Here is a 23,210-nt window from a genome sequence, read left to right on the forward strand (position 1 = left end):
GGGTCGATGAGCCGATGACCATCATTGTTCGGCATCCTTCACGACACTGCGGCGACGGGCCTGGCCCAAGGTGCTCTGACGGGCGCTGCTGGCTTCACGCAGTGCAGCCTGGGCCTGTTCACGGCAGGTCTGTTGCAGTTGATTGAGTGGCAGCAGCAACTGGGCGACGCTGGTGTCGGCGTTCAGGGCAAGTTGCTCCAGCAGGAAAACGAACAGGCTGTCGAACAGTTCGATGTAGGCACTGGCATAACGCCCGGTGTCGTAGTCGTACACCACCAGCAGGCCTTCGCCGTCATCCACGACGTTGATCAGTAGGTCCACATCCGAAGCCTGAGGCTCCAGTTCTCGCTCGCTGATCGCCAGGCCTGGCAGATGCAGGTCCTGTTGACGGGTGTTTTGCACCACCAGTTTGACCTGGAAGAACGGCGTGTAGCGTGCGTCCCGCTGCGGCAGCAGGTCGGCGACCAGGGCGTCGAACGGCAAGTCCTGATGGGCAAAGGCATCCAGCGCCACACGCCGGGCATCGCTCAGCAGCTCATCAAATGTCTGCTCGGGCGTCACGCGGCAACGCAGCACCAACTGGTTGACGAAGAAGCCGACCATGTCTTCGGTCTGTTGCTGATGACGGTTGGCGATGTCGGTGCCGACCAGCAGGTCTTCGCGTCCGGTTTGCTGATGCAGCAACACGTTCAGCGCACTGTGCAGCAGCATGAACGGCGAAGCCTCGCGGGCCGTCGCCAACTCGCCGATGGCCCGGGCCAGCGATGCGGGCAGGCGACTGCGATGACGTGCACAACCGCCATGCTCGCGGGCCTGCCGAGAGGTTTGGGCGCCCGACAACAACAGCGGCGCCGGGCTGGCTTGCAACTGTTGGCGCCAGTAGGCCAGTTGTTGCTGCCAGACCGGGCCCGGCAGGTGCGTGCGTTGCCATACGGCGAAGTCGGCGTATTGCAGGGCTGGGGTTTCGATGCGGGCAGTCGTGGTGCCGAAACCGACGTAGTCGCTGGCCAGTTGATCCACCAGTTGTGCAATGGACCAGGCGTCCACGGCGATGTGGTGCATGGCAATGGCCAGCACATGGGTCTGCGCGTCCAGTTGCAGCAACCGCGCACGAATCAATGGCGCTTGGGTCAAGTCGAACGGCTGGCCGAAGACCTCGGCCAATTGCAACTGGATGGCCGGCTCCTGTTCCTGCGCCGAGACCTGTTGCAGGTCGGTGATCGGCAAGGCAAACGCCTGCGCCGCTTCGATCCGCTGCCAGGGTTCGCCGTGATCGCTGTGCACGGTGCTGCGCAGCACTTCATGGCGCGCGATCAGTTGTTCGAACGCCAGGCGCAGGGCTTCGACATTCAGTGCCCCGGTCAGGGTCAGGGCGAACGGAATATTGAAACCGCTGGAGCCAGGGTTCAGTTGCTCCAGGAACCACAGACGCTGTTGGGCAAACGACAGCGGCAGCGGTCGCGAACGTTCTGCCAAGCTAATCGCGGGCAAGGCCAAAGGCGCCGCCTGCAAGCGAGCGCTGTCGATGGTGCGTGCCAGGTTTTCCAGTACCGGGTGATCGAACACTGCCCGCAGCGGCAGATCCACCGCGAGCTGGCTGCGAATCCGCGAGATCACCAGTGTCGCCAGCAACGAGTGTCCGCCGAGGGCAAAGAAGTTGTCGTCGGCACCGATCGCCGCCACGTTGAGAATCTGTGCCCAGATCGCGCCCAGTTGCTGCTCGGTCTTGCTGCTCAGCGGTCGTTGAAGACTCTGATTGCTATTGTCCAGCGTACGTGCGGTCAGTAGTTTGCGGTCGACCTTGCCGTTGGCGTTCAGCGGCAGTGCTTCCAGCGGTTGCCAATGGGCCGGCACCATGTACGACGGCAGACGTTGGGTCAGCCATTCGCGCAGCACGGCCACCGGCGTGTCGTCACCGGTCCAGTACGCCACCAGTTGCAGGTCGCCACGCTGGTCGGCGTTGACGATCACGGCCACGGCTTGCACGGCGGGATGACGCCCCAGGTGATCTTCGATTTCTCCCAGTTCGATACGGTGACCACGGATCTTCACCTGCTGGTCGCGGCGACCGAGGAACTCGATCACCCCGTCCGCACGCCAGCGCCCCAGGTCACCGGTGCGGTAGAAACGGGCCCCGGGTTCGAACGGGTGTGCGACGAACGCGGCCTGGGTTTTCTGCGGATCGTTCAGGTAACCACGACCGACGCCGACGCCACCGACGCAGATCTCCCCCGGTACACCCACCGGCACCGGACGCAATGCTGCGTCCACCAGGTACAGATGGTTGTTGGCGGTCGGCCGGCCAATCGGCATGGCGTTGCCACCTTCGCTCGGCACGCTGGTCAGCGGGTGGAACGCCACGTCGTCCGAACACTCCGCCGGGCCGTAGGCATTCATCAAGGGCACATGGGCAAAACGGCTCAACCAGGCCTGGGCCAGCGCCGGTGGCAGGGCTTCGCCGGTCGGCAGCAACCAGCGCAGTGCCGACAGTTGCGTATCGGTGCGAGCGAGGTCGAGCAGGGCGCGGATCATCGTCGGCACGGCTTCGAGCACCGACAGTTGTTGGTTCTCCAGCGCTTCCAACAGGCGCTCGGGATCGTGGGCAATCACGTCCGGCAGGATATGCACGGTGGCGCCGAGGATCGGTGCGGCGAGGAATTGCCAGACCGAAATGTCGAATGCCGGGGAGGCCGTCTGGGCAATCCGGTCCGCGCTCGACAGGCCCAGCGTCGGCACCTTGCCGAAGATGTTGTTGAGCATGCCCCGTTGCTCGACCATCGCGCCTTTGGGCGTGCCGGTGGAGCCTGAGGTGAAGATCACGTAGGCCAGGTCGTCAGGGCTGCCCGCGATGTCCAATGGTGCTGCGTCGCCCGCGAGCCACAGGGCTTCGGTGCGCAGGTGTCGCGGTGTCGCGGTGCAAGCGGCCAGTGCCGGGTCGATGACCGAGTCGGCGCTGTCGCTGGTCAACAGAATCGTCGCCCCGGACAGCTCGAGAATTTCGCTCAGGCGCTGTGGCGGATGCTTGATATCCAGCGGCAAGTAGGCGGCACCAGCCTTGAGCACGGCGATCATCATGCTCAGCAATGGCAGCCCGCGTTCGGCAGCCAGGGCTACCAATGTGTCACGACCGGCGCCGGTTTCGATCAGCGCACGCGCGAGACGATTGGAGCGCTGATCCAGCTCGGCGTAGCTCAGGCTGGCGGCACCACACACCGCAGCGATGCGCTGCGGATGCTCCGCCACTTGCCGGGCGAACAGCTCGGCGTAGGTTTGATCCAGCGGGAAGTCGAGTTCACTGCGGTTCCAGTCCACCAACAGGGTCTGGCGTTCGTCCGGCGTCAACAGTGACAGCGAGGCCAGTGGCGCATCAGGCTGGGCAACCATTTGCGTCAGCAACTGACGCAGGTGGCCAAGCATGCGTTGCACGGTGTCGGTGTCAAAACGTGCGGCATCGTAAGTCAGGCGAATGCCCAACCGATCGCCGGGGTAGAGCACCACGGTCATCGGGTAGTTGGTGTGCACGCGGTCTTCGTAGATGTCGACGTTGAAGTCCACCTGACGATCCGACAGGCCGGCGTCGAACGGTGCGTTTTCGAACACCACCAGACTGTCGAACAGCGAGCGACCGTGCTCGATTTCACTCCAGCGCTGAATATCCACCAGCGGTGCATGTTCGTAGGCGCGCAACTCGAAGTTGTGCGCAAACAGCGCTTGCAGCCAGGGCACCACGCATTGCGAGTCGTCGACTTTGACCCGCAGCGGCAAGCTGTTGATGAACAACCCGACGATGTCTTCCACGCCCGGTAAATCGGTCGGACGGCCCGACACCGTGACGCCGAACAGCACGTCATCGCTGCCGCTGTAGCGTGACAATAGCAACGCCCAGGCACCCTGAATCCAGGTGTTGGGTGTGAGCTGGTGCTGTTGGCACAACGCGGTCAATGCGCGGGTGTCGGCAATCGACAGGGTGACGTCAAGGTTGGCCACCGCTTCGACCGCTTGCTCGGTCACGGCCGGGCGATCCACCACCAGCGGCGTCGGGGCGCTGAAGCCGGCCAGTTCGCGGGTCCAGAATTGCTCGGTGATGGAGCTGTCCTGGCAGTGCAGCCAATGGATGTAGTTGCTGAACGATGGCAGCAACGGGCGGGCCACGGGCTGGCCGAGCACCCGTGCCTGGTAGTGGGCGAACAGGTCGGCCATCAACAGACCGAAGCACCAGGCATCGGTCAGAATGTGATGGAAGCTGCGCACGATCAGGAACTCCTGATCGGCCACCTGGAATACCCGAAGGAAGGTCAGCGGCGGGCGGCGCATGTCGAAACCCTGCCGGCATTCGGCGTCCAGCACGGCATCCAGTTGTCGCTGGCGAGTCGCTTCGTCGAGGTGACGCCAGTCGTACCAGGCGAATGCCGGGTCGGTCTCGTGGTAGACACATTGCAGCGCGGCCTTGCCGTCCTGCCACCAAAAACCGGTGCGCAGCATCGGGTGTCGAGCCAGCTGTTGCGCCCAAGCGTACTCGATGGCGCTGCGGTCCAGTTCGCCGTCCCAGCGATAACGTTGCTGCATCAAATAAATGCCGCTGTTGGGGCGCAACAAGGTGTGCAGCAGCATGCCTTCCTGCATGGGCGACAGGGGCAGCAAGTCGTCGATACCCGCCCAGTCGAAGTTCGCACCCAGGGCCGTGAGGTCGTGTCCGGCGGCGCGGCACAACGGAAACGCATGGGCACCGGGGACGGCTTGCTCGGCGTCGGCGGCCAGCAGGGTCAGACGCTGCTCCAGCGCCTCGGCCCAGCGTTCGGCGCCCGGGCCACGGCAATCGATCTGCAGCTGACCTTGTTGCAGGCTGACGGACAGGGTCAAGCCGGCGCCATCGATTGGCGCGCTGGCGGCGATAACCTCGCCCAACGGGCCTTCATGGGCCTGCCATTCGCCGGCCATGACGATATGCACAGTCGGCTGCGGCAGGCTCAGCAGTGGTTCACGCAAGTAGTCGTTGTCGGCCAGGTAACGCAGCACGCCGTAATCGTCACCGGCGTGCGGCGCGGCGGCCATTTGCGCGTCGATCTGTGCGAGCAACTGCGCGGCGCTGGCGGTCGGTGTTACGGTCAGGCGCAGAGGAACGGCGTGGCTCAGGGCACCGATCATCGTGGCCGGATTGAAGTCGGTACGGCTCAGAGGGCTGGTGAGCGGCAAGCGTGCGCGCTCGCAACGGCCGCGATCCAGTGTCAGCCAGACGCCTTGTTCAGCACTGTGTTGCGCCAGTTCTGCGGCGACCGCCGTGGCGACCAACGAGGCCCAGGGTGCATGGCTACGCCGTTGCAGCAGGCTCAGGCGAGCACTGAGTGACGCCGGAATCTGCACGCGGCTTTCAGTGGCCACGCCATCCGGTTGCAGGGCGGACGGCAGGGTTTCACCGGCGTATTGCAGCCAGTATTCCCAGGCCGATTCCAGCCCGTCTTCATCGCTGGCGTAGTTTTTCTGATGCTCGGCCCATTCATCCAGATTGCCGCCGTGACGCGGCAATTCGATCGCACGATCGTATTGCGCTTGAGCCACGGCCAGTGCCAGGTCCGTCATCAGCAAAGCCCAGGAGGTCGCATCCAGGCGCAGTGCATGGGCCACCAACAGCACGGCGTCGCCATGCTCCGAAAGGCAGGCGTGCCAGCCTTCGCCTGATGCGTGATCCAGCGTGGCCAGTGTGGTTTCAGCCAGCTCGGCTAGAGCGTTCGAGTCGTCAATGTTCAGTGGCTGACGGCTGGCGCTGACCGGTTTAGGCGTGGCGGGCAGGGTTTGCGCCCAAGTGCCGTCTGCCTGCCGGACCAGACCCAGTTGCAGGGCACGGTGTTGCTGTTGCAGGGCCAACACGGCGCGGTTCAATACCTCGAGGCTGATCGATGCGTTCAACGCAACGCAACGCCAGTCTGCTGCCAATGGGCCGGCTCCGAGCCGAGCGTGCTGACCCGGTGTCAGCGGCACATTACGCGCAGCGCTGGACGTATCACGGCTGTAGTTCGCGCCTTGGCTGATCACCGCAGAAATTTCGGCGATGGTGCGGTTTTCGAACAACTGCTTGGGCGTTAACTTCATGCCGCGCTGGTGGGCGCGAGCGATGATCTGCAGGTTGAGAATCGAATCGCCGCCCAGGGCGAAGAAGTTGTCGTGAATACCCACGCGCTCGACCCGCAACACATCCTGCCAGATCTCAGCGAAGGCGATTTCCACCGCATCTCGCGGGGCCTCGTAGTTGTCCTGGCTGGTCGGGGCATCGGGCAATGGCAGGCGTGCGATGTCCGGCTTGCCGTTGGCGTTCAGCGGAATTGCGTCCAGCGCGATGAAGTCCGATGGCACCATGTAATCCGGCACACGCAGAGCCAGGTCATAACGCAATTTGTCGGCTGACATCGAGGTGCTGGCCACCAGCCAGGCGACCAGGCGCGGTGTTTCGTTGGCCGGCTGCACCACGCGCACCAGCACTTGCTGGAGGTTGCTCGACAGGCGTTTGATCTGCGCTTCGACTTCGCCCAGCTCAATGCGGTAGCCGCGCAGTTTGATCTGGTTGTCTACGCGCCCGAGGAACGCCAGTTCGCCGGATTCCAGCCAGCGCACACGGTCGCCGGTGCGGTAGGCGCGGGGCAGGTCGGCAACGGCAGTGAAGCGTGCAGCGGTTTGCGCCGGATCGCCGAGGTAGTCGATGGCCAGGCCTTCGCCGCCGACCCACAGTTCACCCGGCACACCGACAGGAATGGCGTGACCGTGGCTGTCGAGGACCCGCAGTTGGCGGTTCGGTTGCGGATGGCCCAGCGGTTGCACACCGGCCAGCGGCTGGTCGATGCGTGACAGGCAAATGCCCACGGCGCTTTCTGTCGGGCCATAGTGGTTGTAGACCGCCAAGTCCGGACGCAGCGCTCGGATGGTGTCCAGCAACGCACCTTGCAGTGCTTCGCCGCCGAGCAACAAGGCGCGGCGCGGCAGCAGGCCGGCGTCGGGGTGAGCGGCGAGCAAACCGTGCAGGTGGTTGGGGGTGAGTTTGACCAGATCCGGGGTGAATTCGGCAAAGCATCGCGCCAGGGCGTTCGGGTCGGCACGGGTGTCGTCGTCCACCAGCAGCAGGCTGCCACCGCTGACCAGTGCGCCGAACAACTGGGTGTAACCGAGGTCCGCCGCCAGGGTCGAGAGCAGCGCATGGCGCCACGGTTGTTCAGCCTGGGCGCAACCCAGTTCGGCGAGAATGCCGCTGACATACGCGACGATGGCGCGATGGGACAGACGCACGCCTTTTGGTGTACCGGTGGAACCGGAGGTGTAAATCACATAGGCGCAGGCCTGTTGATCCACCGCTGGCAGGTCGATGCCGGTGGTGCGGGCCGATGCGTCGACGACCTGAGCGGAGGCGGTATCGAAGGTCGGCAAACCAATGATGAAGTCCACGTCAGCACTGGTCATCAGCGCACTCAGGCGCGAGGCCGGTTGGCCCAGATCCAGCGGCAGGAAGCAACCACCGGCCTGCATCACCGCCAGCAGCGCGACCACTGCGTCGTTGCAACGGGGCAATGCCAGCGCCACGCGATCACCCTGTTGCAGACCGCGCTGGCGCAAGACACTGGCCAGTCCGGTCGAAGCCTCAAGCAGTTCGCCATAGCTCAAGGCGCCGTTGGCGTCGCGCACGGCTTCACGCTCGGGATGGCGGCGGGCCTGGGCGGCGATCAGTTCGTGCAGCGCAGTATCAGGCAATTCGAGGGACTCACCGTTGCCCCAGGTGCGAGTCAGGCTCAGTTCCTGCACCGGACACAGCGGCACGTCGGCCAATGGCCGATTGGCGTCGTGGCTCAACTCTTCGATCAAGGTCACTAATTGCTGCAACAGGCGGGCACCGGCGGCATCGGACAAGCGTTTGCGCTGATGTACCAGATGCAGCTGCAAGCTTTCGCCTTCCATCGACGCGATCAGCGACATCGGGTAGTTGTTGCGCCCGCCGGTGTGGCGCGAAGGCGCGGTGTGTTCGGCGTCCGGCAGTCCGACGAGGCCATCGTCGATCTGATCCAGCTCCCGGGGGAACGGGAAGTTTTCGAACACCATGATCGCCTCGAACAACTCGCCACCGGGCGGCAGCGCGGTCAATGCCCGCAGACTGGCCAGCGGTGTGTGTTCGTGCTCGCGCATCTCGGCGTTCCAGTCCTGGATGCCCGCGAGCCATTGGCCAACGGTCGGCGCATCGTCCCAGCGAACGCGCAACGGCAAGGTGTTGATGAACAAACCGACCATGCGCTCGACGCCGCTCAGGCGCTGCGGACGCCCGGCCACGGTGACACCGATCAGGGCTTCGTCGCTGCCGTTATGGCGGCCTAGCAGGTAAGCGTAAGCCGCTTGCAGCAAGGTGTTGATGGTCAGGTTGTTGTCGCGGGCGAAGCCGGTCAGGCGAGCGGTCGTTGCGGCATCCAGCATCAGCTGATGCTCGGTGCAGGGCAGGTGCGCCTCCACCGGATCGGCGAGCAAGCCGCGCGGGTCCGATTCGGGCACGCGGGTGGTGTTGGCGAAGTCCGCCAGGCGGCTGCGCCAGAATTCATCGGCCGATGGGCGTTCGCTGAGCCAGGCTACGTAATCCTGGAACGGACGCACTGTTTCCAGCGCCGCGTTTTGCCTGCGTCGTGCGGCACGATAAAGGTCACGCCAGTCAGCCAGCAGCGAACCGACGCTCCAGCCATCGAGCAACAGGTGATGGTGGGTCCACAGCAACGACCAGTGCGCTTGACCGTTTTGATCGTCCAGTCGCGCCAGGGTCAAACGCATCAGCGGTGCGGCGCCCAGTTCGAAAGCTTGCGCGTGATCTTCCGCCGCCAATGCCGTCAGCCCTTGCGGGTTGCCGCGCAAGTCGACTTCCCGCAGCGGCAGATCGACCTCTTTGAGGATGACCTGGTAGGCGTCGTCCAGCTCTTCCCAGAGAAACGCCGTGCGTAACACCGCGTGGCGTTGCATCAGGGCCAGCCAGGCCTGACGGAAGGCGCCGAGGTCGAGTTCGCCGGCCAGCCCGATGCTCATCTGCTGGTAGTAAACCCGGGACTCTGGCGCATAGGCCTCGTGGTACAGCAGGCCTTTTTGCAGGGGCGTCAGCGAATAGATGTTTTCGATTTGGTCATGCATGGCAGCAGTGTTCAATCCAGAAAAACGAGGAGGCACGTGCGTCGCGAACGGCGCACTCCAAAGTCAAATACAGGTCGATACCGGGGCTCACTTCTTCGGCCCCAGGCGTTTGAGCAGGGTGTCGAGGGTCGCCTGGTTCATGCCTTTGGCGAGCGGGAAGTCCGACGGCATCAGTGTTCCGGCTTGCGGGTCGAGGCAATGCCCGACCAGCGCTTGCAGGTGCTCCAGCAGGCGAGCGGGCAAGCGGCTGTCGGCGCTCGAGGTGACGCTGTGCCATTCGACATGCAGTACGCCGTCTTCCAGCCAGGCCACCACTTCGCGGCCATGGGTGACCCGGTTCACCAGCGCCACTTCCGGCGGTGGGGTCAGGGTGCTGGCGCGCAACCAGCCTTGTGGCGTTTGCTCATGACCCAGGTAGTTGAACAACACATCTCCACGGCCCGGCGGCAACTCGCCGCGCTGACGCAGCAACCCGTGGCCGAGGCCCTGACCCGGCACAGCGCGCAATGCTTCCTTGGCATTGCGCACCCGGTCGCCGGGGGCACCGCTAGAATTCACCCGCAGCGGGAACAGGGTGGTGAACCAACCGACGGTGCGGCTGACATCCAGGCCTTCGAACGGCGCATCGCGACCATGGCGCTCCAGATCGACCACGATGTCGGAGCGGCTTTCGGCTTCCGCCAGGGTGGCGGCGAGGGCGGCGATCAGCAGTTCTTCCGGTTGCGTGCGGTAAGCGGCATGGGACTCGGTCAGCCATTGGTGGGTGTGGGCGGCATCCCAACGGGCAGACAGGGTCTGGCGCTCGGCGACCGTAGCCACAGGCTTGGCATTCGCTATTGTCTGGGCGCTCCAGTAGCGGTGTTCGGCACTGACCGTGCTGGCATGGGCGTGAAGGTGTTCGGCCCATTGACGATAGGAGGTGGTTTTCGCCGGTAGATTCGGATTCTCGCCACGTTCCAGTCCTTGATACAGCTGCTGGAAATCTTCCAGTAGCGGCGTCCATGACACTGCGTCGATCACCAGGTGATGCGCGACCAGATACAAACGTTGCGGCTTGCCTTCCAGCAACGCAGCGGCGAACAGCGGGCCGTGTTGCAGGTCCAGATTTTGCGCGATGCTTTCCAGTTGCTCCAAATGGTCGCAGCACGCTAGTTGCGCAGGCTCAACCGGCGCGATGTGCGCCTGCCATTGCCCGTCAACCTCGGTGAAGCGCAGGCGCAAGGCGTCGTGCTGGGCGACCAGTCGGTCCAGTGTCGCCTGCACCAGGGCCGGTTGTAGAGGACGATCGCTGTCGGCCAGCACCGACTGGTTCCAGTACGCGGCCTGCGGTTGTTGTTGCTCGAAGAACCACTGATGCAACGGCATCAACGGCATGGCACCGGTCACGTCACCTTGTTCGGCCAGGGTCAGCAACGGGCTGGCTACCTGCGCCAGTGCCGCCGGGGTCGGCGAGCGGAACAGGTCTTTTGGCGTGAGCGAGTAACCCCGTTCACGTAGGCGTGAGATCAGCTTCAGACCGAGAATCGAATCACCGCCCAACGCGAAGAAGCTGTCCGAGGTGCCGACTTCGCGGCTACCGGTCAAGGCTTCGCCGAGCAGTTCGCCGAACAACTGGCAAAGCAGGGTTTCCAGGTCATTACGCGGTGCGGCGTAGTTTTCCTGGGTCTGCGGTAATGGCAGGACCGCCAAAGCCTTGCGGTCGATCTTGCCGTTGGTGGTCAGGGGCAGGGTCGGCACTTCGACCCACACCGCCGGCACCATGTACGCCGGCAGCTGGTTTTTGAGTTGGGCGGCAAGCAGCGTATCGAGTCCCGATTGCGCCGCGTTGCTGCTGTAGAACGCTACCAATCGATTATCGATCACCAGAGTGCAAGCACCGGTGATTGCAGGCAGGTTCAGCAGTGCGGCATCGATTTCCCCCAGTTCGATCCGCTGACCGCGCAGCTTCACTTGATGGTCGAGACGTCCCAGGTATTCGATGTTGCCATCGGCGAGGAAGCGGCAACGGTCGCCGGTACGGTACAGGCGATCACCGTCGATGAACGGGCTGGCGAGGAAACGTTCCTCGGTCAGGTCCGGGCGTTTCAGGTAACCGCGAGCGACGCCGACACCGCCGATGTACAGCTCGCCGATGCTGCCGATAGGCAGTGGTTGCATGGCTTCGTCGAGAATGTACAAACGCAGGTTGGCGATCGGTTTGCCGATCGGCACGATCACGTCGTCCACCGAGCAGCGCCATACCGAGACGTCGATCGCCGCTTCGGTCGGGCCGTAGAGGTTGACCAGCGCCGCCGGATGTTGGCTCATGAAGCGCCGCACCAGATCCGCCGGCAGCGCTTCGCCGCTGGCGAACACCTGACGCAGGCTGTGGCAATTCACCAGGCTCGGTTCTTCAACGAAGGCCCGCAGCATTGAGGGCACGAAGTGCAGGGTGGTGACCTGTTCCTGCTGGATCAACTGGCTGAGGTAGGCCGGGTCGCGATGCCCGTCCGGCCGCGCCACCACCAGCGTGGCGCCGGTGATCAGCGGCCAGAAGAACTCCCACACCGACACGTCGAAGCTGTATGGGGTTTTCTGCAGTACGCGGTCGTTCGGGCCAATCGGGAAGGCGTCCTGCATCCAGTACAGACGGTTCATCAAGGCGCCGTGTTCGTTCATCACGCCTTTCGGTTGGCCGGTGGAACCGGAGGTGTAGAGCACGTAGGCCAGATCATTGGCGTTGACGCTGATCGGCTCAAACGCTGGCGCTTGTGGCAGTGCGTCGAGGGTCCAGGCCTGATGCCCGACCGGCAGACGCGACAGCCACTGCGGTTGAGTCAAGGTGACTTGGGCATCGGCGTCCGCGATCAGGAAGGCCAAACGCGCGGCGGGTAATTCCGGGTCCAGCGGCAGCCACGCCGCACCGGCATGCACGATGCCGAGCAAGGCCACCACCAGCTCTACGGAGCGCTCCATGCACACCGGGACGATGGCGCCGCTGCCGATACCGGCGGCACGCAAGGCACGGGCGAGGGTTTCTGCGCGCTGGTTAAGCTCGGCATAACTCAGGCGCTGGCCTTCGAACACCAGCGCCGGGGCATTCGGGCTGAGCGCGGCTTGTTGGGTCAGCGCGGTATGCAGATTGGTCGGACCGCTGTAGTTGCGTTCGGTAGCGTTCCAGCGATCCAGTTGCTGCTGATCCTGTTGTTGCGGGAACAACTCGACCAGCGCTAGCTCCGGCGTTGTCACCAGCGCGTCCAGCAGTGCACACCATTGCGCGCTCCAGCGCTGCATCGTCGACGCGTCAAACAGTGCCGATTGGTATTCCAGGGCAAGGATCATGTCGCTGCCGTCGTCCTGGACTTCCCAGCTCTGTTCGAACTTGGCATCGATCACCGGCAGCGTCTGCTCTTCGATGCTCAGGCCCGGCCATTGGCTGCTGTCCATGCGACCGTGGTTGAGGGAGAACATGACCTGGAACAGCGGCGTGCGATTTAGGTCGCGGTGTTGGGCTGCGGCTCCGACCAAGGTGGCAAACGGCAGGTCGGCATGGGCCTGGGCCGCGCGCAGATCCGCTTCGAGGCTGGCAAGCAACTGTTCGGCCGGGGCCTGTTGGTCGACCTCGCTGCGGATCACCAGAGTGTTCACCAGACAGGCCAGCAACGCCTGGGTTTGCGGTTGGTCGCGTTGGTCGGCCGGGGTGCCGAGGCGTATGTCGCGCTGACCGCTGTAGCGGGCGAGCAAAGCACTCAGAGCACTGGCCAGCACCACATAAGTGGTGGTGCCACGTTGACGGGCGAACTGGCGAATCGCTTCGGCACGTTGGGCTCCGAGGCTGACGTTCAGTTGCCGGGCGCGACGATCGGCTTCGGCACCTCGTGGGTGGTCGAGGGGCAGGTCGAGTTGGTAGTCGTCCTGGCCCAGGTGATTTTTCCAGTAATCCAGGCTGTCATTGCGTCGAGCCTGAGTGTCCGGATGCTGTTGCCACAGGGCGAAATCGACATAGTCGACGTCCAGCGCGGTCCAGGCGGGCGACTGTCCGTTCAGGCCGGCGCTGTAGGCCTGGGCCAGTTCGTCGATCAGCAACTGCATCGCCCAACCGTCGGTGGCGCTGTGGTGCAGGCAAACCAGCAATAGGCTTTCGTCGCTGTCCTGACGTTGCAACAGGTGCCCACGCCAAGGTGCGGCGGCGGCCAGATCGAACGGCGCCATCAGTGCGGTCTGGGCATTGGCGCAAGCTGTCGTCCAGTCCTGTGTGGCGACCGAAGTGACCACGAGCGCCGGGCCCTGATCGTCGATCAGCAACTGCGGCTCGCCCTGGACCTCAACAATGCGGCTGCGCAGCACCAAATGGCGCTCGCTGACCTGCTCGAACGCTTCACGCAGGGCCTGAACCTGAAGCACGCCGCGCAAGGTCAGGGCGAATGGCATGTGATATTCACGGGACTCCGGCACCAGACGGCTAAGCATCCAGAACCGTTGCTGAGCCAGACCCAGCGGCAACTGGGCCGGGCGCGGTTGCGCGGTGATCAGCTCGCCCGGCATCGCCGCTCGCAGATGACCGGCCAACGCCGCCACCGTCGGTTGTGCGAACACCAACGCAAGCGGCAGAGTCGCGCCGAGGCGTTCACGGACCCGAGCGACTAAACGGGTGGCCAGCAAGGAGTGGCCGCCGAGATGGAAGAAGTGATCTTCGATCCCCACCGAGGAACATTCCAGCACTTCGCTGAACAACTCACAGAGCACCGTTTCAGTGGCGTTGCGTGGCGCCGTGCGCGGCTGGTCGCTGCCTGCTTCGGGCAATGTCGTAGCTGCCAGAGCCTTGCGGTCGAGCTTGCCGTTGCTGTTGAGTGGCAGGCTGTCGAGTTGAACCAAAAGGCTTGGCAACATGTGCGCTGGCAGGCTGTCGCGCAATGCGGCTCGCATTGCGGCTTCATCGGCGTCACCACACCAGAAGCTCACCAGACGCTGGTCGAGCAACAAGGTGGCAGCGTCGCGAACGCCTGTTTGCGCCAGCAATTGAGCATCGATTTCTCCCAACTCGATCCGCTGACCGCGCAGTTTCACCTGATGGTCGAGACGCCCCAGGTACTCGATGTTGCCATCGGCGAGGAAGCGGCAACGGTCGCCGGTGCGATACAGGCGATCACCGTCGATGAACGGGCTGGCGAGGAAGAGTTCCTGAGTCAGGTCCGGCCGTTTCAGGTAGCCACGAGCGACGCCGACACCACCGATGTACAGCTCGCCGATGCTGCCGATAGGCAGTGGTTGCATGGCTTCGTCGAGAATGTACAAACGCAGGTTGGCGATCGGTTTGCCGATCGGCACGATCACGTCGTCCACCGAGCAGCGCCATACCGAGACGTCGATCGCCGCTTCGGTCGGGCCGTAGAGGTTGACCAGCGCCGCCGGATGTTGGCTCATGAAGCGCCGCACCAGATCCGCCGGCAGCGCTTCGCCGCTGGCGAACACCTGACGCAGGCTGTGGCAATTCACCAGGCTCGGTTCTTCAACGAAGGCCCGCAGCATTGAGGGCACGAAGTGCAGGGTGGTGACCTGCTCTTGCTGGATCAATTCGCTGAGGTACGCCGGATCGCGATGGCCGTCCGGCCGCGCCACCACCAGCGTGGCGCCGGTGATCAGCGGCCAGAAGAACTCCCACACCGAGACGTCGAAGCTGTACGGGGTTTTCTGCAATACACGGTCGTTCGGGCCGATCGGGAAGGCGTCCTGCATCCAGTACAAACGGTTCATCAAGGCGCCGTGTTCGTTCATCACGCCTTTCGGTTGGCCGGTGGAGCCGGAGGTGTAGAGCACGTAGGCCAGATCATTGACGTTGACGCTGATCGGCTCAAACGCTGGCGCTTGTGGCAGTGCGTCGAGGGTCCAGGCCTGATGCCCGACCGGCAGACGCGACAGCCATTGTGGTTGAGTCAAGGTGACTTGGGCATCGGCGTCTTCGATCAGGAAGGCCAGACGCGCGCCGGGTAATTCCGGGTCCAGCGGCAGCCACGCCGCACCGGCATGCACGATGCCGAGCAACGCCACGACCATCTCTACGGAACGTTCCATGCACACCGGGACGATGGCGCCGCTGCCGATACCGGCGGCACGCAAGGCACGGGCGAGGGTTTCTGCGCGCTGGTTAAGCTCGGCATAACTCAGGCGCTGGCCTTCGAACACCAGCGCCGGGGCATTCGGGCTGAGGACGGCTTGTTGGGTCAACGCGGTGTGCAGGTTGGTCGGGCCGCTGTAGCTGCGTTCGGTGGCGTTCCACTCGACCAGTTGGCGTTGACGCTCAGGCGCCGCCAACGGTGACCAGTCGCCGAGGCGAGTCTGCGGCGCGTCGAGCATGGCTTCGAGCAGTTGTTGCCATTGCGCCAGCCAACGCTGGGCCGTGGTTTCGCTGAACAGCGCGGCGCGGTATTCCAGCAGCACTGACAGCACTTCGCCGTCATGCACTTCCCAGTTCAGGTCGTACTTGGTGGCCTGGGCGGTGACAACCCGTTCGCGCACCTGCAACTGCGGCCAGTGACTCGCGGAAGAGTCGGCGTTCTGCATCACGAACAACACCTGGAACAGCGGCGTCTGGCCGAGGCTGCGTTCCGGCGCCAGGTGTTCAACGACCTGGTCGAACGGCACGTCCTGATGCTGCTGGGCATCCAGCACACGGTTGCGCACCTGGCTCAGCAAACCTTCGAAATCCAGCGCCGGATCGAGGTCGGCGCGCATTACCAAGGTGTTTACGAAGCAACCGATCAGCGGCTGCAGTTCGGCCAGCGGACGCTGGGCAACCGGGCTGCCGACCCGCACGTCGCGCTGGTTGGCGTAGCGCCCCAACAATAATTGCGCCGCGCCGAGCATCAGCATGTACAGGGTGGCACCCCGTTGCTGAGCGAACTGACGCAAGCGTCCCACCAGCTCTTGCGGCAGTTTCAGTTGCACCGCGCCGGCAGCAGGGTCGAGCTGGTTTGGACGACCCTGTTCGGTGGGTAGATCCAGCAGATAGTTGCTGTCTTCCAGCTGGGTGTGCCAGTAGTCGAGTTGGCTGCGGAACAATGTTTGTTGCGAGGAGGAGCGCTGCCAGAGGGCGTAATCGGGATATTGCAGGGCCAGGTTCGGCAGTGCAGCGACGGTGCCTTCGCACTGGGCCGCGTAGAACTGCGCCAGTTCATTCAGCAGGTTCTGGCTGGACGCATCGTCGGTGGCGCAGTGATGCACGGTCAGCAACAGCAGCGCCTGGTCGTGACCGCTGCGTTGCATCAGCGTGGCGCGGATCGGCACTTGGGTGGCGAGATCGAAACGGTGCCCGGTTTCGGCGTGGATGGCCTCGTCGGTCAGCTGTTGCCAGATGTCGTCGGTGGCCGCATCCAGCGCTGCTACGCGCAAGGTGATGTTGACCTGCGGTTCGATGACCAGTGCCAACTCGCCGTCGGTATCGCGCGCGATCCGGCTGCGCAGGATTTCGTGGCGTTGAACCACGCTGTTCAGGGCGGACTGCAAGGCCCGGGTGTTCAGCTCACCGTCGAACTGCACGGCGCTGACCACGTTGTACTCGCCACCGCCAGCACTCAATTGTTCGAGGAACCACAAGCGTTGCTGTTCGAACGACAACGGCAAACGGGCGGGACGTGCCATCGGGACGAAGGTCGCCGCTGGGGCTTGCAGCGGCTCACCCAACAGGGCGGCCAGTGCATCGAGGCTTGGGTGTTCAAACACCGCACGCAGCGGCGGAACCGTGGTGAACTGTTGGCGCAGACGGGCAAACAGTACCGCCGCCAACAGCGAATGACCACCGAGGTAGAAGAAATGACTGTCGCGACCAATCTGGGTCAGCGGCACGTTCAGCAGCTCGGCCCACAGGGCGGCGAGTTGCTGTTCGGCGACTGTGCGCGGCGGATCCTGGGCGTCTGGGGTGGCCTGGATGTCCGGCGCAGGCAGGGCCTTGCGATTGAGTTTGCCGTTGTCGGTCAGCGGCAACTCATCGAGCAGCACAAACGCTGACGGCACCATGTAGTCGGGCAGGGCGGCGCCGATGGTTTTGCGCCAGGCGTTGATGTCGGCCTGCTGGTCACACGTGACGTAAGCCACCAGACGCTTGTCGCCGGGCACGTCTTCACGGGCCAATACCACCGCCTGACGGACGCCCGGTTGGGCGCCGATCAGCGCTTCGATTTCACCCAGTTCGACACGGAAACCACGGATTTTCACCTGATGATCCATGCGCCCCAGGTATTCGAGCTGACCGTCGGGTAGCCAGCGCACCAGGTCGCCAGACTTGTACATGCGCGCATCGGCCAGCGGCGAGAATGGATCGTTAATGAACACCTTCGCGGTCTGTTCGGCGCGATTGAGGTAGCCAAGGGTCACGCCGGCACCGCCGATGTGCAGTTCACCCGGAACGCCTACCGGCATCGGATTGAGAAAAGCATCGAGCACGTACGTGCGCACGTTGGCAATCGGCCGTCCGATGATCGGACGCTGAGGGTAATCGTCGACGGCGCAACCGGTTGCATCAACGGTGCATTCGGTGGGGCCGTAGGTGTTGAAGAAGCGGCTGCCGGCAATCGATGGCAGACGCTGCCAGAGTTGGGCATCCACCGCGTCGCCACCGAACAGCACGAAGCGCGGCAGGTACACCTCGCCACGGCGTACGCCGTCGCTTTCGAGCAAGGCCTTGAGCTGCGCCGGGGTGCACTCGAAGGCTTCCAGACGGGTTTGGCGAAAAAACTGCGCCAGGGCCTCGGGGTCGTAGCGCACTTCTTCCGGGGTCAGGTACAGGCTGTGGCCGTCGAGCAGCAGGATGAGCTCGGCCACCGAGCTGTCGAAGGCAAACGAGTAGTTGAAGCTGGTGCGCATCGGCTGATCGGTGTAGCGGCGATACAGGCCATGGATGCGCGCCCAGGCCAAGTTGACCACCGAGCCGTTGGTGACCAGGGTGCCCTTGGGCTTACCGGTCGAGCCGGAGGTGTACATGATATAAGCCAGGTCGTCGGGACCGGCGATAGGCGAGAGGTTGCTGTCCGGCTGATCGGCGAACAACGCGGCGTCGCTGTCCAGGCGCAGACGCGGCAGTTCGGCACCCAGTTGTTCCAGCAAGCCCTGCTGACCGAGGAACAATGCGGGTTGCGCGTCCTCGAGCATGTACGCCAGGCGATCCACCGGGTAGGTCGGGTCCAGCGGCACATAGGCGCCACCGGATTTGAGAATACCCAGCAGGCCGACCAACAATTCCAGCGAACGCTCGACGCACAGTGCCACCGGGCTATTGGCGACCACACCGCGACTGCGCAGGTAATGCGCCACCTGGTTGGCCCGGCGGTTCAGTTCGGCGTAGCTCAGGCTGCGGCCTTCGAAACATAACGCGTCACGATCCGGGGTGCGTTCGGCCTGCTGTTCAAACAGCTGGGCGAAGGTCAGGTGCTGTGGCACCTCCATCTCGGTGCGGTTCCACTCGACCACGGTGCGCTGCCATTCCGCCGCCATCAGCAGCGGCAGGGCGGCCACCGGGCGTTGCGGTTCGGCGAGCATTTGCTCGAGCAAGTGCTCCAGGCGGGCGAGGGTCTGACGGGCGCTGTCGGCAGCGAACAGGTCCAGGGCGAACATCAACTCCAGTTGAATCGGCGCATTGGCCGGGCACAACACGTGCAAATCCAGATCGCATTCGGAATGCTTGAGCGGTGTGTCGAGGGCTTCGAACTCCAGCCCCGGGAAGCGCAAGCGCGACTCCATGGCCAATTGCTGCGCGACCATCACTTGATACAGCGGCGCATGGCTGAGGCTGCGTGGCAGTTGCAGGCTGTCGACCAATTGCTCGAATGGCAGGTCTTGATGCTGCAAGCCTTCGCGCAAGCGCTTGGCCACCTGACCCACCAGCGCGGTGAAATCTGCTTGTGGTTCAAAGTCGGCACGGATCGCCAGGTTGTTCAGCAAAATGCCGAGCAGGCCTTCGGTGCCCGGTTGTTCGCGGTGCGTGACCGGGGTGCCGATCAGCACCGTGGCATCGCCACTCAAACGGTGCATCAGCACCGCGAAGCCGGCGAACAACACGGTGAACGGCGTGGTGCCCAGGCGACTGGCGAAGGCTTGCACCCGGCCACTGAGGTCGGCACTGAGTTCACGCTGTACGATCCCGGCACGGTAAGTTTGCATCGACGGCCGTGGATGGTCGGTCGGCAGTGCCAGCAACGGACTGCCTTCGCTGTTGCGACGATCCAGCGTGGTGGTCCAGTAATCGAGCTGGCGCTTGAGCTCGGCACCTTGCAGGTGTTCGCGCTGCCAAAGGGCGAAGTCGGCGTACTGCACCGGCAAGGCCGGCAGTTGGGCGGGGGCGCCGTTGCAACGGGCTTCGTAACCCAGGGCCAGCTCGCGCAGGGCGATGGTCGCCGACCACGCGTCCGAGACCAGGTGATGCAAGGCGATGCCCAGCACGTGTTCACCCGGCGCCACACGTAGCAGACGCGCCCGCAGCAGCGGTGGTGAAGTCAGGTCGAACGGTTGCTCAAAGGTTTCTTGCAGGGCATTGAACTGCGCACCTTCACGAGCCGTCGCGCCAAGGCCCGACAAGTCGTCGAAAGGCAGTTCGATGTTCAGCGAATCGCTGATCTGCTGGCAGGGCACGCCGTCGGTGCTGCGGATGCCGGTGCGCAGAATTTCATGACGCACCAGCAGATCGTTCAGACTGGCGTGCAGGGCTTCAACGTTGAGTTCACCTTTGAGGTGCAGGGCGAACGGGATGTTGAACAGCGTCGTGCCCGGTGTCAGTTGCTCGATGAACCACAGGCGCTGTTGCGAGAACGACAGCGGCAGCAGCGCCGGACGTACCTGGGCCTTTGGCACGCTGATTGCGACGGCTTGTGGTGCGGCGGCGTCAGCCTGGCGCGCGGCGATGGCGACGGCCAGCAGCGCTACCGTCGGTTGTTCGAACAGCACCCGCAACGGCAGGTCGAGTTTGAAATGGCTGCGCAGGCGCGCGACGATCTGAGTGGCCAGCAGCGAGTGGCCGCCGAGGGTGAAGAAGTTGTCTTCCACGCCAACGGTGTCGCGACCCAGCACCTCAGCCCAGATTTTCGCCACAGCGGCTTCCAGCTCATTTCGCGGTGCGATGCTTTCTTGAGTGTCAGCCTGCCAGTTCAGTTCCTGGGCGGCCAGGGCCTTGCGATCGACCTTGCCGTTGTTGTTCAGCGGCAAGCGTTCCAGACACACGAACGCGGCCGGCACCATGTACGGCGGCAGTTGTGCGCGCAGGTGTTCGGTTAGCCCGTCGTTGCCCAAAGTATCGTCATGGGCCGACCAGTAAGCCACCAGCCAGGCTTCGCCAACGCTGTTTTCGCGCAGCAGCACGGCGGCTTCGCGCACGTTTGGGTGCTGGGCCAGACGGTGTTCGATTTCCGTCAGTTCGATCCTGTGTCCACGCAATTTCACCTGCTGGTCGCGGCGGCCGAGGTATTCGATCACGCCATCGCCACGCCAGCGCCCGAGGTCGCCGGTGCGGTACATGCGACCTTCTAGCCGAGGATGGTCGATGAACGCATCAGCGGTGCGCTGCGGATCGTGCAGGTAGCCGCGGCCGACACCGACGCCCCCTACACAGATTTCCCCAGCCACACCAATTGGCACCGGCCGCAACGCTTCATCCAGCACGTACAAGCGATTGTTGGCGGTCGGCTGGCCGATGGGCATATGGCTGACGTTAGCGTCCGGTGCTTCGAAGATCGGCTGGAAGGCCACGTCATCGGCGCATTCGGCCGGGCCGTAGGCGTTCATCAGTGCGATGTCGGGGAAACGTGCAAACCAGTCCCGGGCCACGGTCGGCGGCAGCGCTTCACCAGTAGGCAGCACCCAGCGCAGGTCGGGCAGTTGCAGATCGCAAGGGCAAAGCGCAAGCAGTGTGCGCATCAGGCTCGGGACGATTTCCAGCACACTGAGGCGTTCGCTGGCGATCACTTGCAGCAGGCGTTGTGGGTCATGCGCCACGTCGTCCGGCAGGATGTGCACCGTGGCGCCCAGTACTGGCGCGGCAAGGAACTGCCACACGGAAATGTCGAACGCCACCGAAGCGGTCTGTGGAATCCGGTCTTCGGCGTTCAGCCCCAGGGCCGGCACTTTGCCGAAGATGTTATTGAGCATGCCCCGTTGTTCGATCATCACGCCTTTAGGCGTACCGGTCGAACCCGAGGTGAACAGCACGTAGGCCAGGCTGTCCGGGCCGCCGAGCAGCGGCAGCGGCGAATCGTTGCCAGCCTTCCAGCAGGCTTCGGCGAGCAGGGCGTCTGGCGCCTGATCGAGGCCGCTGAGCAATTGATCGAGCAGCGCGCCGCAACCTTCACTGGCCAACAGCAATGGTACACGGGACAGGCTGAGGATTTCCCGCAGACGCTCCGGTGGATGATTGACTTCAAGGGGCAGCATCGCTGCGCCGGCCTTGAACACGGCAATCATCATGGTCAGCAGTGCCAAGCCACGGGGAGCAACCAGCGCGACCAATTGATCTTCACCGGCGCCGGCGTCGCGCAAGGCGTGCGCCAGGCGCGTGGATTGCTGATCCAGTTCGGCGTAGGTCAGGGATTCACCGTCGCAGATCGCGGCAATCTGCCCGCCGCGTTGGGCGACTTGGAGGGCGAACAGTTCGGCGTAGCTGTGATCCAGCGGGAAGTCGTGGGGATTGACCGCCCACTCACCCAGCAGTTGCTGGCGCTCATCGGCAGCCAGCAGTTCGAAACTGCCCAGCAACGCCTCCGGTGCGGCAAGCATGCTGCGCACCAGGCTGGCGATATGGCCGAGCAAGCGCTGCACGGTCGGTGCCTCGAAACGCTCGCGGTCGTAAGACACCCGAATGCCTAGCTGCTCACCGGGCAGGATCACCACGGTCAAGCCGTAGTGGGTGTGCACACTGTGGTCCATGCCTTCGAGGCTGAACTGGAAACCACCTTCCAGAATCTGCTCGTCAATCGGGGCGTTTTCGAACACCAGGATACTGTCGAACAGAGTTTCGCCCCGGGGGAAATCACTCCAGCCCTGAATGTCGGTCAAGGGCGTGTGTTCAAAGTCGCGCATGTCGACGTTCAGCCCTTGCAGCGCACTCAGCCAACTGCCCAACGATGCTTCCGGGTCCACTGACACCCGCAGCGGCAAGGTATTGATGAACAGGCCGATCATTTCTGCGACGCCGGTCAGCTCTGCCGGACGACCCGCGACGGTGACGCCGAACAGCACGTCCCGTTGACCGCTGTAGCGCGACAGCAGCAGCGACCAGACCCCTTGGAAGAACGTGTTCGGAGTGATCCGGCGGCTACGGCAGAACGCCGCCAGAGCCTGGGTTTCTGGCTCAGTCAGGTGAATCAGATGATCGTCCACCAGCACCGCGTCGGTGTAGCGGTCGCGGGCCACGCCGTTGTCCACGGTCAGCGGCGTGGGCGCATTGAGGCCTTGCAACTGGCCGCGCCAGAACTGCTCGGCCTTGCCTGCGTCCTGGCGTTGCAGCCACTGGATGTAATCGCGGAACGGGCGCGGGCTCTTGAGCTCCGGCGTGCGGTCATTGCACAGCGCTTCGTAGACTTTGAGGAAGTCCACGGTCACCAGGGAAATGCACCAGGCGTCCATTAGGATGTGGTGGAAGCTGCGAATGAACTCGTAGGATTCATCGGCCAGTCGCACCAGACGGAAGCGAATCAGCGGCGGCTTCGACAGGTTGAAACCGACTTTCTGCTCGTCTTCCAGCAACGTGCGGATCCGCGCTTCCTGTTCGTGTGGGGCGAGCCCACGCAGGTCAAGGGTGTCCAGCGGCACCTTGACCTCGCGATGGATCACTTGCACCGGTTGCTTCTGGGTTTTCCACTGGAAACTGGCGCGCAGGGAAGGGTGCAGCGCCACCACCTGGCGCCAGGACTCAAGGAACGCAACTTCATCAATGGCACCGCCGATGCGGTAGCGATCCTGCATCAGGTACACGCCGGAATCTTCGTGCAGCAGGGAGTGGAAGAGCATCCCTTGCTGCAACGGCGACAGCGGGTAGATGTCTTCGATCGGATTGCTGGTGGTTTTTTCGGTGGTCATTGAAAGCGTCCTGCGTAAAAAGGGGCAACGGTGAAGGC

The 23,210-nt window shown here is 63.8% G+C and carries 2 protein-coding genes; both read right to left on the reverse strand.

What is annotated here, in order from left to right:
• Window positions 1-21 precede the first annotated feature (21 nt).
• Window positions 22-9,138 (reverse strand): amino acid adenylation domain-containing protein, encoded by a 9,117-nt coding sequence (locus ACYZTU_RS12590; protein WP_461970553.1) that lies wholly within the window; start codon window positions 9,136-9,138, stop codon window positions 22-24.
• 87 nt (window positions 9,139-9,225) lie between these two features.
• On the reverse strand, window positions 9,226-23,172 hold the full coding sequence (locus tag ACYZTU_RS12595) for a non-ribosomal peptide synthase/polyketide synthase (RefSeq protein ID WP_461970555.1): 13,947 nt from the start codon (window positions 23,170-23,172) through the stop codon (window positions 9,226-9,228).
• Between the last annotated feature and the right edge of the window lie 38 nt (window positions 23,173-23,210).

This window comes from Pseudomonas sp. HLT2-19-2, assembly GCF_054898005.1.

Bases quoted from the DNA above. Each gene is read 5' to 3' on its own strand.
- ACYZTU_RS12595 (WP_461970555.1), bottom strand. From the start codon at position 23,172: ATGACCACCGAAAAAACCACCAGCAATCCGATCGAAGACATCTACCCG.
- ACYZTU_RS12590 (WP_461970553.1), bottom strand. From the start codon at position 9,138: ATGCATGACCAAATCGAAAACATCTATTCGCTGACGCCCCTGCAAAAA.